Raw genomic sequence first — 11957 nt, forward strand, 5'->3', positions numbered from 1 at the left:
GTCAAGGAAGCGAACGCGATGCGCGAACACGACGCCGTCAGCTGCCCGGCGGTGTTCGTCGCCGCACCGGCCTCGGGCCAGGGCAAGACCACCGTGACCTCGGCGCTGGCGCGGATGCTGCGCCGCCAGGGCAGGGTGGTGCGGGTGTTCAAGACCGGGCCGGACTACCTCGACCCGCGGGTGCTGGCCCAGGCCTCCGGGCAGCCGGTGGACCAGCTCGACCTGTGGATGGCCGGCGAGGCCTATTGCCGCCAGCGGCTGTTCGAGGCCGCCCGGGAGGCTGACCTGATCCTGGTCGAGGGCGCCATGGGCCTGTTCGACGGCGAGCCCTCCAGCGCCGATCTGGCCGCGCTGTTCGGACTGCCGATGGTGATCGTGATGGACGTCAAGGGCATGGCCCAGACCGCGGCGGCGCTGGTGGCCGGCCTGGCCGGCTTTCGCGACGACGTGCGCATCGCCGGACTGATCGCCAACGCCTGCGGCTCGGCTCGCCATCGCGAGCTGATCGAGGCGGCGCTACCGGCGACCGTACCGCTGCTGGCGGCGGTGCCCCGCGATCCGGCCCTGGCGCTGCCCGAGCGCCACCTGGGGCTGGTCCAGGCCGAGGAGATCCGCGACGACCTGGAGGCGCGCTTCGACGCCGGCGCCGAGGCGCTCGCCGCCGAGGGCCTGGCGGAAGCCCTGCTGGCGCTGCCGCCGGTGGCCTTCACCCCCGCGCTTACCGAAGCCTCCGCGCCGCCGGCCTGGCTGGCCGGCCGCACCATCGCCGTGGCGCGGGACGCCGCCTTCAGCTTCATTTATCAGGCCAACCTGGACCTGCTCGAGCGCATGGGCGCGGCGCTGCGATTCTTCTCCCCGCTGGCCGATCAGGCCCTTCCGGCCTGCGACGCCCTGTGGCTGCCGGGCGGCTACCCGGAGCTGCACGCCGCCGGCCTCGCCGCCAACGCGGCGCTGCGCGACGACCTCCAGCGGGCCTTCGAGGACGATCTGCCGATCCTCGCCGAGTGTGGCGGGCTGCTCTACTGCCTGGAGACCCTGACCGATCAGGACGGCGAGACCCACGCCATGCTGGGCCTGCTGCCCGGCGCCGGCGCCATGCGCGGGCGCCGCGGCTGCCAGGGCATGCAGACCGCCGAGCTGCCCGAGGGCCCGGTGCGCGGCCATGCCCATCACCGCTCCCAGGCCAGCGACACGCCAGCGCCCATTGCCTTTGGTCGCCGCCAGCGTCATCCCGCGCCCGGCGAGGCGATCTATCGCGAACGAGGCCTGACCGCGTCCTATCTGCACCTGTTCTTCCCCGACAACCCCGCCGCCGTGGCCCGCCTGTTCGGCGCGGCCGCGGTCGAGGCCGACGTCTCTCGATTCGACCAGACGCTCGATCAGACTCCCGATCAAACCAAGGAATGCCACGCATGAAACTCGACAAGATTCCCGCCACGGTGGTGACCGGCTTCCTCGGCAGCGGCAAGACCACGCTGCTGGCCGGCATCCTGCGCCGCATCACCGGCAAGCGCATCGCCGTGATCGTCAACGAGTTCGGCGAGCAGGACATCGACTCCAGCCTGCTGCGTGGCTGCGCCATCGGCTGTGAAGGCGAGGGGGCGGTGGCACTGGACGACGACGGCGGCATCTATGAGCTGGCCAACGGCTGCATCTGCTGCACCGTGGAGGAAGAGTTCCTGCCGGTGATGAAGAAGCTGGTGGCCCGCCGCGACGACATCGACCACATCCTGATCGAGACCAGCGGCCTGGCCCTGCCCAAGCCGCTGGTGCAGGCCTTCAACTGGCCGGAGGTGCGCCAGCACTGCACCGTCGACGCCATCATCACCGTGGTCGACGGCCCGGCGGTGGCCGCCGGCCGCTACGCCAGCGACGTCGACCAGGTCGAGGCCCAGCGCCGCGCCGACGACAGCCTGGATCACGACCCCAGCCTGCGCGAGCTGCTGGACGACCAGCTGAGCGCCGCCGACCTGGTACTGGTCAGCAAGAGCGATCTGCTGACCGAGGACGAGCGCCATCGGGTCGAGGCGCTGGTGGCCGACAAGGTCCCCGAGTCCGTGAAGACGCTGTTTATCGACCCGAGCCTGGCCGACGATCCGGCCCGTCTGGAGGCCCTGATGGGTATCGGCGCGGCGAGCGAGGAGGGCATCGACCGCATCGACAACCACCACGATCGCCACCACGCCGAGGGCGCCCATCACGATCACGCCCACGATCACTTCGACGGCCTGGTGATCCGCCTGGGCGAGGTCGACGCCGAGGCGCTGGAGACGCGCCTGGCCGACCTGCTCAAGGCCCATCAGATCTATCGTGCCAAGGGCTTCGCGGCGATTCCCGGCAAGCCCATGCGCCGGGTGATCCAGGCCGTCGGCGAGCGCCTGGACGGCTACTTCGACCGGATGTGGGCGCAGGACGAGCCGCGCCACACCGAGCTGGTCATCATCGGCCGGCACCTGGATCGCGAGGTGCTGCAGGCCGTGCTGGCCGACACCGAGAGCGCGACGCCCGCCTGATGCACCTGTTCGCCGCCAAGCCCGGAGGCTTCGTCGACGACGAGGGCATCGTCGACCTGCAGCAGACGCCCGCCGAGGTCGTGATCCTGTCGGCCGCCGACAGCAGCCTGTCGGCGCTGGCCCAGGCGTCCGAGCGGCTGGGCGACGCCTATTCCTCGGTGCGCCTCGCCAACTGGATGAACCTGGTCAAGCCGGCCGCCTTTGATCTCTACGAGGACCGGGTGCTGGACCACGCGCGGCTGGTGATCGTCTCGCTGCTTGGCGGCAGCGCCTACTGGCAGTACGGCTTCGAACGCCTGCGGGCCTGGGCGGCGGCGGACCCGACGCGGCAGCTGATCCTGGTGCCGGGCTGCGACGCCCCGGACGACGCCCTGCTTGAGGCTTCCAGCGTGCCGGTCGAGTCGGCCCATCGGGTATGGCGCTACCTGCGCGAGGGCGGCGCCGACAACGCCGAGCAGCTGCTGCGCTTCGTCGGCGCGGAACATCTGGCCCTGGAACAGAGCGCGGCGGCGCCGCTCGACTGGCGCGAGCCGCGGGCGATTCCTCCCGCACTGGTCTATCTCCCTAAGGCGCCCGACACGGCGCACTCTCAGGCGCCCGAATCCGCGCCGAGGAGCGGGCAGGAGGCGACCCTGGCGGACTGGGAGGCCCGGCGCGATCCCGCGCGCCCCGTCTGCCTGCTGCTGTTCTACCGCAGCCATCTGCAGGGGGCGAATACCGCGGTGCTGGACGGCCTGATCGCGGCGCTCGAGGCCGAGGGCCTGGCGCCGCTGGCGGTGGCGGTGGCCTCGCTGAAGGAAGACGCCTGCGTCGCCTTCGTCGATCACCTGATCGAGCGCACCGGCGCCGGCCTGGTGGTCAACACCACCGGCTTCTCGGTCAACCGCGAGCCCGACGAGGGCGAGGTCACCGGCGGCGCGTTCTGCGACGACGGGGCTGACGAAGCGAGCGACCTGTTCGCCGGCCGTCCGGTGGTGCTGCAGGCGATACTGGCCAGCAGCCCCGAGGACGACTGGCGCGACAAGGCCGCCGGCCTGCACAGTCGCGACGTGGCCATGCAGGTGGTGCTGCCGGAGATGGACGGGCGCGTCATCACCCGGGCGGTGGGCTTCAAGGCCGAGGCCCACTACAGCGAGCGCTGCCAGCTGTCGGTGACTCGCCATGCGCTGCATCCCGAGCGCGCCGCCTTCGTCGCCGAACTGGCCCGGCGCTATGCGCGGCTGCGCCACACCGCCAACGCCGACAAGCGCCTGGCGCTGGTGCTGGCCAACTATCCGACCCGGGACGGCCGCATCGGCAACGGCGTCGGCCTCGACACCCCGACCTCCACCGTCCAGCTGCTGCGCGCGCTGGAGGAGGCCGGCTATCCGCTGGCGGACCTGCCCGAGGACGGCGACGCGCTGATCCGCCGCCTGCAGGGCAGCGTGACCAACGATCCGCAGTCGCTTGCCTGGCGCGGTAGCTGGCAGAGCCTCGGCGTCGACGACTACCTGGCCTGGTTCCGCACCTTGCCGGAGGCGCTGCAGGAGGCGGTCTGGCGGCGCTGGGGCGCCCCCGAGGACGATCCCAAGCACCGCCAGGGCCGACTGCTGATCGCCGGCCTCCGCCTCGGCGAGACCTTCGTCGGCATCCAGCCGGCGCGGGACATTGGCGAGGGCCCTGATGCCGATCCGGCCAGGAGCTACCACGACACCGCGCTGGTGCCGCCCCACAGCTATCTGGCCTTCTATCTCTGGCTGCGCGAGCACTACCGGGTGGACGCGGTGATCCATGTCGGCAAGCACGGCAACCTGGAATGGCTGCCCGGCAAGAGCACGGCGCTCTCCGCCGAGTGCTGGCCGGACGTGGCCCTGGGGCCGCTGCCGCACTTCTATCCGTTCATCGTCAACGACCCGGGCGAGGGCGCCCAGGCCAAGCGCCGCAGCCAGGCGGTGATCATCGACCACCTGATGCCGCCGCTGGCCCGGGCCGAGCTCTACGGCGACCTGGCCGAGCTCGAGTCGCTGACCGACGAGTACTACCAGGCGCTGGGCATGGACCCGCGCCGCGAGGCCCTGCTGCGCGAGCGCATCCTCGAGCACCTGAAGCGCACCGGCATCGACGCCGAGCTCGGCCAATCGGCGGCCAACGCCGATGACGCCTGCCAGGGCGACGACGAGCGCCTGCTCAACGAGCTCGACACCTTCCTCTGCGACATCAAGGAAGCCCAGATCCGCCACGGCCTGCACGTGCTCGGCACCCTGCCGCCGGCGGACAAGCGGGCCGCGACCCTGGTCGCCATCCTGCGGCTGCCGCGAGGCGACAAGCCGACGCAGCAGGGCCTGCTGCACGCCCTGGCCGACGACCTGGGCCTGCGCGAGCCGGACGTCAGTGGCGAGGAGGGCGCGCGCTTCGATCCGCTGGCCGCCGGCGCCGAGCCCTGGCAGGGGCCGCGGCCGACGGTCTTGAGTGAATTGGACGAGCTGAGCAACGTGCCCTGGCGCAGCGCCGCCGATACCCGCGAGCGGCTCGAGCGGCTCGCCGAGCGGCTGGTCGAAGGCTACGTGCTGGAAGACGGCGATCTCGAGGCGCTGGCGTGCGACTGGCCGGCCACCGCGGCGCTGTGTCGCCATGCCCGCGACGGCCTCTGGGCCGCCATGCGCCACGGTGTCGAGCGCGAGATCGGCGCGCTGCTCGACGGGCTGGACGGCCTCGCCGTGCCGCCGGGACCGAGCGGGGCGCCGAGCCGAGGCAGGCTAGACGTGCTGCCCACCGGGCGCAACTTCTTCAGCGTCGACAACCGCGCCGTGCCGTCGCCCGCCGCCTGGTCGCTGGGCGAGGCCTCGGCCCAGGCGTTCGTCGAGCGCTACCTGCAGGACCACGGCGATTACCCACGTCGGCTGGGACTGTCGATCTGGGGCACTGCCACCATGCGCACCGGTGGCGACGACATTGCCCAGGCCCTGGCGCTGATGGGCGTGCGGCCGATCTGGTCGCTGGGCTCGCAGCGGGTGGTCGACGTGGAGGTGATCCCCAGCATGCTGCTGGGCCGACCGCGGGTGGACGTCACCCTGCGGGTATCCGGCTTCTTCCGCGACGCCTTCCCCCACGTCATCCGGCTGTTCGACGCCGCGGTGCGGGCGGTGGCCGACTATCACGAGCCGGGCGACGGCAACACCATCCGCGCCGCGGTCGAGGCGCGTCGCGGCGAGCTGGAGGCCGCCGGGCTCTCGCCCGAGGCGGCCGAAAAGGAGGCGGGCTTCCGCGTGTTCGGCAGCCGGCCCGGCGAGTACGGCACCGGCCTGGATCGGCTGGTCGACAGTCGCGCCTGGGACGATGCCGACGAGCTGGCTGAGGCCTACCTCGCGGCCGGCGCCTACGCCTACGGCCAGTTCCCCGAGTCCGGCGCCGCCGCGCGCCGTGCCTTCGAACACCGGCTCGAGGGGCTGCAGGCGGTGCTGCACAACCAGGACAACCGCGAGCACGACATCCTCGATTCCAGCACCTACTACGCCTTCCAGGGCGGCATGGCCAACGCCGGCCGTGCCCTGGGCGGCGAGGCGCCGACCGTCTACCACGCCGACCATGCCAACCCGGCGCGGCCGCGCATCCGCACCCTGCAGGAAGAGATCACGCGGGTGGTGCGCTCCCGAGTGCTCAATCCCAAGTGGATCGAGGCCATGCGTGAGCACGGCTACAAGGGCGCCTTCGAGATGGCGGCCACCGTGGACTATCTGTTCGCCTATGACGCCACCACCGACCTGGTACCCGACCACCAGTACGCCCAGGTGAGCGATGCCCTGGTGTTCGACGACGCCAACCAGCGCTTCCTGCGCGAGCACAACGCCGCGGCGCTGGAGGAGATGGCCGAGCGGCTGCTCGAGGCCGTCCAGCGCGGCCTGTGGCAGGACCCCGGCGAGCGCGGCGAGGCCCTGCAGGACCTGCTGCTCGAGTTCGACGAGCGGCGGGAGGGGATGTCGTGAATGACGAGCGCTTGAGCGCCTCGCCCCGCATGCGCGGCTGGTGCCCCGGCGCCTGGCGGCCCATGGCCACCGGCGATGGCCTGCTGGTGCGCGTGCGCCCGCCGCTGGGCCGGCTCACTCGGGCCCGGATGCTGGCGCTGTGCGAGGCCGCCGAGACCTGGGGCAGCGGGTTGATCGAGCTGACCCGCCGCGCCAACCTGCAGCTGCGCGGCGTGAGCGAGGCCGGCTGGCCCGAGCTGATGGCGTTTCTGGTCGAGCACGGTCTGGCGGCCCCGGACGCCGAGGGCGAGCGCCGCCCGGCGCTGATGCTGGCCCCGGACTGGCGCGAGGGCGATGCCACCGTCGAGGCGGCGCGCCGGCTGGAACGCCGCCTGGCCGACTGGCCGGCGCTGCCGGACAAGTGGGGCCTGGCGCTGGACGCCGGCCCGGTGCCGGTGCTCGCCGATGTTCCCGCCGACCTGCGTCTGGAGCGCTCGCGCGAGGGCGGCCTGATGGTGCGGGCCGACGGGCGCGATCTTGGCACGCCGGTCGCCGACGCCGAGGCCGCGGTCGCGCTGATGACGCGGCTGGCGCACTGGTTCGTCGACCAGGGTGGCCTCTTGGCCGGGCGCATGCGTCGCTTCGAGATGCCGCTGCCGGAATGGGCGGAGGCCGATACCGAGCCAGCTGCCGCGCCGGAAACGTCCGACCACGCCGCGGGCCTGACGCCGGGGCCGCATCCGCATGGCCGGGTGGTCGGGTTGCCCTTCGGCCGGGCGCCGGCCTCGGCGCTTCGCTCTTTATTCTCCGCCGAGGGCATCACCGGCGTTCGCGTCACGCCCTGGCGGTGTCTGCTGCTGGAAGGCGAGGGGGCGAATCCGAATACGAAAGACAGCGCACCGGACGACGGCCTGATCCATGACGCCCGCGACCCGCGCCTGGCCATGGACGCCTGCCCCGGCGCGCCGTTCTGTGCCCAGGCCAGCGTGGCGACCCTGGGGCTGGCAACGTCGCTGGCGAATGCGCTTGCCGAGCGGTCGAGAGAGCCTTCCGGCACGCCGGCGACCGGCCGCCTGCATGTATCCGGCTGCGCCAAGGGCTGCGCCCGCAGCGGCCCGGCCGAAGTCTGCCTGACCGGGCGCGACGGCCGCCATGACCTGATCCTGAACGGATGCGCCGACGACGCGCCGGTCGCGACCGGCCTCGGCGAAGCCGACGCTATCGAATACTTGGAGACACGTGATGCCTTACGTCTATGAAACCGACGGACCGGCGATCTACCGGGAGTCCTTCGCCATCATACGGCGCGAGGCCGAGCTTTCACGCTTCTCGCCCGAGGAGGAGCAGGTGGCCGTGCGCATGATCCACGCCGCCGGCCTGGTGGCGCTGGCGCCGCATGTCCACTTCCGCGACGACGTGGTGGCCTGCGCCCGGGCGGCGCTGGAGGCCGGGGCGCCGATCCTCTGCGACGCGCGCATGGTCGCCGAGGGCATCACCCGCCAGCGCCTGCCGGCGGACAACGCCGTGATCTGCACCCTGCACGACGAGCGGGTGCCGGGCCTGGCGCGCGAGATGGGCAACACCCGCTCGGCGGCGGCGCTGGAGCTGTGGCGGCCCCAACTGGAAGGCGCGGTGGTGGCGATCGGCAACGCCCCGACCGCGCTGTTCCACCTGCTCAACATGCTCGAGGACCCGGACTGCCCGCGCCCGGCGGCGATCGTCGGCTGCCCGGTGGGTTTCGTCGGCGCGGCGGAATCCAAGCAGGCGCTGTGGGAGAGCGGTGCGGCGCCCTGCGCCATCGTCGAGGGCCGGCTCGGCGGCAGCGCGGTGACGGTTGCCGCCATCAACGCCATGGCGGATCGCCGCGAATGACGACGCTCGATATCCGATCCGGCACGATCTTCGGCGTCGGCCTCGGCCCCGGCAGCCAGGACCTGATGAGCGTGCGCGCCGACCGGCTGATCCGCGGCGCCAGCCACGTCGCCTACTTCCGCAAGAAGGGCCGCACCGGCCACGCCCGCACCATCGTCGAGGGCATGCTGGCGCCCGGCGCCGTGGAGCTGGCGATGGAGTATCCGGTCACTACCGAGATTCCCGTCGACGATCCGCGCTACAACGAATGGCTGTCGGCCTTCTACGAGCGCCAGGTGGCCCAGCTCGCCGAGGTCGCCGGGGCGGGCCACGACGTGGCGGTGCTGTGTGAGGGCGATCCCTTCTTCTATGGCTCATTCATGCACCTTTATACCCGCTTGCAGGGGAGAGTGGCCGTGGAGGTGGTGCCGGGCATCACCGGCATGTCCGCCGCCTGGACGGCCACGGGCCGGCCCATCACCTGGGGCGACGACGTGCTGACCGTGCTGACCGCGACCCAGCCGGAGGACCGGCTGGCCGAGCGCATCGCGCGCACCGACGCCCTGGTGGTGATGAAGATCGGCCGACACCTCGACAAGCTGCGCCGCGCGCTGGAAAGCGCCGGCCGCGAAGACGAGGCCTGGCTGATCGAGTACGCCTCCATGGGCCGGCAGCGGGTGGTGCCGCTGCGCGATGCCGGCGAGCGCGTGCCCTATTTCTCGATCCTGGTGATTCACGGCAACGGGAGGCGGCCATGAGCGGAGAAAACGTCGAATCACGGCCTGGCGAGCTAGCGACAGACAAGGCGGCATCGTCTGAGAAAGCGCAGTTTAGAGGGGCTAAATGAGCATTTCGAAGACGATGCCAACGCCGTATGGCCGACGCGCAGCCGGCCGTGAAGGCTGGGTGAAGATTGTCGGTCTTGGGCCGGGCAATGAGGTGTTGATCACCCCTGAGGCGTCGAGCGTTCTGGCCGAGGCCACGGATGTAGTGGGCTACGTGCCCTACGTCGAGCGGGTCGCACCGCGCCCGGGGCTGACCCGCCACGGCTCGGACAACCGCGAGGAGATCCGCCGCGCCGAGCAGGCCCTCGAGATGGCCGCCGACGGCCGCCGGGTGGCGGTCGTCTCCTCGGGCGATCCCGGCGTGTTCGCCATGGGTGCTGCCGTGTTCGAGGCGCTGGAGGCAGGGCAGCCGGCCTGGCGGGCGCTGGACATCCAGGTGCTGCCGGGGGTCTCGGCGATGCTCGCCGCCAGCGCGCGGCTCGGCGCGCCGCTGGGCCACGACTTCTGCTGCATCAACCTCTCCGACAACCTCAAGCCCTGGGCGCTGATCGAGAAGCGCCTGCGGCTGGCCGCCGAGGCCGACTTCGCCATGGCCTTCTACAACCCGCGCTCCCGCTCGCGGCCGGAGGGCTTCGCCCGCGCCCTGGCGGTGCTGCGCGAGGCCTGCGGCCTTGATCGCCCGATCATGTTCGCCCGCGCCGTCTCCACGCCGGAGGAGCGCCTGCGCGTCACGACCCTCGGCGAGGCGACCCCCGAGATGGCCGACATGCGCACCCTGGTGATGGTGGGCTCGAGCCTGACGCGGCGGATTCCCGTCGACAGCGGTGTGGCGGGCGAGTGGGTCTATACGCCGAGGTCGGTGGTATGACCCAGCCATTGCACGACGTGCCGAACGTCATGCGCCTCGCGGCGGGGCGGCAGCGTCGGGCGGTCGATCATCACCACCGGCAGCCCAAGCTCGCGGGCGGCCTCGAGCTTGGCCGCGGCCCCCGCGCCGCCGGCGTTCTTGCACACCAGGCGCTCGACGCCGTGCTCGCGCATCAGGGCCAGGTCGCCCTCCCGGGTGAAGGGGCCGCGGTCGACGGTCAGGGTATGGCGCGGCAGCGGCGGCGCCTCCTCGGGAAGGTCGACCAGCCGCAGTACGTAGTGATGCTCGGGCCGGGCGGCGAAGGCCGCCAGGTGCATGCGCCCGATCGCCAGCAGCACCCGCTCGGGCGGGCCGGCGAGCGCGTCCACCGCCGCCTCGATGCTCGCGACGCGCTGCCAGCGGTCACCTTCCTGCTGCTCCCACGGCGGCCGGGTCAGGGCGATCAGCGCGGTGCCCGTATGCGTCGCCGCGGCCACGGCATTTTGGCTCATCTGCTCGGCGAAGGGATGGGTGGCGTCGACCAGGTGGGTGATGCGCTCCGCCGTGAGGAAGTCGGCCAGCCCGTCCGTGCCGCCGAAGCCGCCGACCCGGGTCGGCAGCGGCTGAGGTTTCGGCGCGGCGACGCGGCCGGCGTAGCTGAACAGCGCGGGGATCTCGCGCTCGGCGAGCGCGCGGGCCAGGGCGCTGGCCTCGGTGGTACCGCCCAGGATCAGGACCTTCATGATGATTGACGCGAACGACGCTCCCTGGCTGACGGTGGTGGGCTGGGGCGAGAGTGGCACGGCCGGGCTCGCGCCGGCAAGTCGCGAGGCGCTGGAAGCCGCCGAGCTGGTGTTCGGCGCCCGGCGCCACCTGCGCCTGCTGCCGCCGCTCGCTGCCGAGGTGCGCGAGTGGCCGGTACCCTTCGCCGACGGCATTCCCGAACTGCTGGCCGAGCGCGGCCGGCGGACGGTGATGCTGGCCTCCGGCGATCCCTTCTGGTTCGGCGCCGGGGCGAGTATGGCGCGTCATCTGGCGCCGGGCGAGTGGCGCTCGATGCCTTCGCCCTCGACCTTCAGCCTGGCGGCATCGAGGCTCGGCTGGTCGCTGGAGGGCGTGACCTGCCTCGGCCTGCACGCCCGGCCGCTGACCCGCCTGCGCCCGCACCTGCATCGCGGCCGCCGGCTGCTGGTGCTGCTGCGCGACGGCGAGGCCGTGGCGGCGTTGGCCGAGTGGCTCGGGAGCGTCGGCTTCGGCGCCAGCCGGCTCCAGGTGCTGGAGGCGCTGGGCGGGGATCAAGAACGCGTGCGCTGCCTGCGTGCCGACGCCGAGCTGCCGGGCGACATCGCCCATCCGGTGGCGGTGGGGCTCGAGGTCGACGGCGCCGGGCCGGCGCTGCCGCTGGCGCCGGGGCGGCCGGACGGCTGGTTTGCCCACGACGGCCAGATCACCAAGCAGGCGGTGCGCGCCGCCACGCTCGCCGCCCTGGCCCCGATGCCGGGCGAGCGGCTGTGGGACATCGGTACCGGCTCCGGCTCGGTGGCCATCGAGTGGCTGCTGGCCCATCCGGACAACCTTGCCCTGGGCCTCGAGCGCGATGCCGAGCGGGCCGAGCGCGCCCGCTTCAACGCCCGTGAACTCGGCGTCGACTGGCTAGAGGTGGTCGAGGGCGACGCGGTGGCGCTGCTGGCGGACGGCCTCGTGGACGCGCCGCGGCCGGATGCGGTCTTCATCGGCGGCGGGCTCTCCGAGGCGCTGCTCGACGCGCTGTGGCCGCGTCTGACAGCGGGTACGCGGCTGGTGGCCAATGCGGTGACGCTCGAGTCCGAGGCGCTGCTGGTCCAGCGGCAGCGAGAGCTGGGTGGCGAGCTGGTGCGCCTGGCGCTGTCGGCGGCGACCGCCCTCGGCAGCCGCCGCGGCTGGAAGGCCGCCTATCCCATCGTGCAGTGGCGGATAGTGAAATGAATAGCGACATGAACGGCGCGGGGCCGGGCGCCATGAAGAGCAAGGCGCGGGGCCG

General features: G+C 72.5%; 9 protein-coding genes. 8 read left to right on the forward strand and 1 reads right to left on the reverse strand.

All coding sequences use genetic code 11. The features are described from left to right. The first annotated feature begins 18 nt into the window (after nucleotides 1–18). The 7 genes from FHR96_RS16405 (at nucleotide 19) to cobJ (ending at nucleotide 9958) form a co-directional block, all read left to right on the forward strand. Nucleotides 19–1416 carry a cobyrinic acid a,c-diamide synthase CobB gene (locus FHR96_RS16405; protein WP_246392994.1) on the forward strand — a complete coding sequence of 466 codons (1398 nt, stop codon included), beginning with the start codon at nucleotides 19–21 and terminating at the stop codon, nucleotides 1414–1416. Further along, a complete protein-coding gene (gene cobW / locus FHR96_RS16410; protein WP_183388806.1) occupies nucleotides 1413–2513 on the forward strand; it encodes a cobalamin biosynthesis protein CobW in 1101 nt (366 codons plus the stop codon). Before FHR96_RS16405 ends, cobW begins: the two co-directional genes overlap by 4 nt. Next, on the forward strand, nucleotides 2513–6475 hold the full coding sequence (gene cobN, locus FHR96_RS16415; RefSeq protein ID WP_183388807.1) for a cobaltochelatase subunit CobN: 3963 nt from the start codon (nucleotides 2513–2515) through the stop codon (nucleotides 6473–6475). The genes cobW and cobN overlap by 1 nt, the downstream gene beginning before the upstream one ends. After that, a complete protein-coding gene (locus tag FHR96_RS16420; RefSeq protein ID WP_343066371.1) occupies nucleotides 6472–7713 on the forward strand; it encodes a cobalamin biosynthesis protein CobG in 1242 nt (413 codons plus the stop codon). Before cobN ends, FHR96_RS16420 begins: the two co-directional genes overlap by 4 nt. Continuing rightward, nucleotides 7697–8326, forward strand: coding sequence for a precorrin-8X methylmutase (locus FHR96_RS16425; RefSeq protein WP_183388808.1), 630 nt, complete (start codon nucleotides 7697–7699; stop codon nucleotides 8324–8326). Before FHR96_RS16420 ends, FHR96_RS16425 begins: the two co-directional genes overlap by 17 nt. After that, nucleotides 8323–9063: a precorrin-2 C(20)-methyltransferase gene (gene cobI / locus FHR96_RS16430; protein WP_183388809.1), complete on the forward strand. Its 741-nt coding sequence runs from the start codon at nucleotides 8323–8325 to the stop codon at nucleotides 9061–9063. The genes FHR96_RS16425 and cobI overlap by 4 nt, the downstream gene beginning before the upstream one ends. A gap of 103 nt (nucleotides 9064–9166) precedes the next feature. Continuing rightward, nucleotides 9167–9958, forward strand: a complete 792-nt coding sequence (cobJ, locus tag FHR96_RS16435; RefSeq protein WP_183388846.1) for a precorrin-3B C(17)-methyltransferase — start codon at nucleotides 9167–9169, stop codon at nucleotides 9956–9958. Here the strand turns inward: cobJ and FHR96_RS16440 are convergent. Next, nucleotides 9934–10680: a cobalt-precorrin-6A reductase gene (locus tag FHR96_RS16440; protein ID WP_183388810.1), complete on the reverse strand. Its 747-nt coding sequence runs from the start codon at nucleotides 10678–10680 to the stop codon at nucleotides 9934–9936. The two genes, cobJ and FHR96_RS16440, sit on opposite strands and share 25 nt — an antisense overlap. Here FHR96_RS16440 and cbiE point away from each other — a divergent pair. Further along, a complete protein-coding gene (gene cbiE, locus FHR96_RS16445) occupies nucleotides 10679–11902 on the forward strand; it encodes a precorrin-6y C5,15-methyltransferase (decarboxylating) subunit CbiE (protein WP_183388811.1) in 1224 nt (407 codons plus the stop codon). The genes FHR96_RS16440 and cbiE overlap by 2 nt on opposite strands. Nucleotides 11903–11957 lie beyond the last annotated feature (55 nt).

Source organism: Halomonas organivorans (genome assembly GCF_014192055.1).
GTDB lineage: Bacteria > Pseudomonadota > Gammaproteobacteria > Pseudomonadales > Halomonadaceae > Halomonas > Halomonas organivorans.

Coding starts and splice junctions, on each gene's coding strand:
- FHR96_RS16405 (WP_246392994.1), top strand. CDS start 19: ATGCGCGAACACGACGCCGTCAGCTGCCCGGCGGTGTTCGTCGCCGCA.
- cobW (WP_183388806.1), top strand. CDS start 1,413: ATGAAACTCGACAAGATTCCCGCCACGGTGGTGACCGGCTTCCTCGGC.
- cobN (WP_183388807.1), top strand. CDS start 2,513: ATGCACCTGTTCGCCGCCAAGCCCGGAGGCTTCGTCGACGACGAGGGC.
- FHR96_RS16425 (WP_183388808.1), top strand. CDS start 7,697: ATGCCTTACGTCTATGAAACCGACGGACCGGCGATCTACCGGGAGTCC.
- cobI (WP_183388809.1), top strand. CDS start 8,323: ATGACGACGCTCGATATCCGATCCGGCACGATCTTCGGCGTCGGCCTC.
- cobJ (WP_183388846.1), top strand. CDS start 9,167: ATGCCAACGCCGTATGGCCGACGCGCAGCCGGCCGTGAAGGCTGGGTG.
- cbiE (WP_183388811.1), top strand. CDS start 10,679: ATGATGATTGACGCGAACGACGCTCCCTGGCTGACGGTGGTGGGCTGG.
- FHR96_RS16440 (WP_183388810.1), bottom strand. CDS start 10,680: ATGAAGGTCCTGATCCTGGGCGGTACCACCGAGGCCAGCGCCCTGGCC.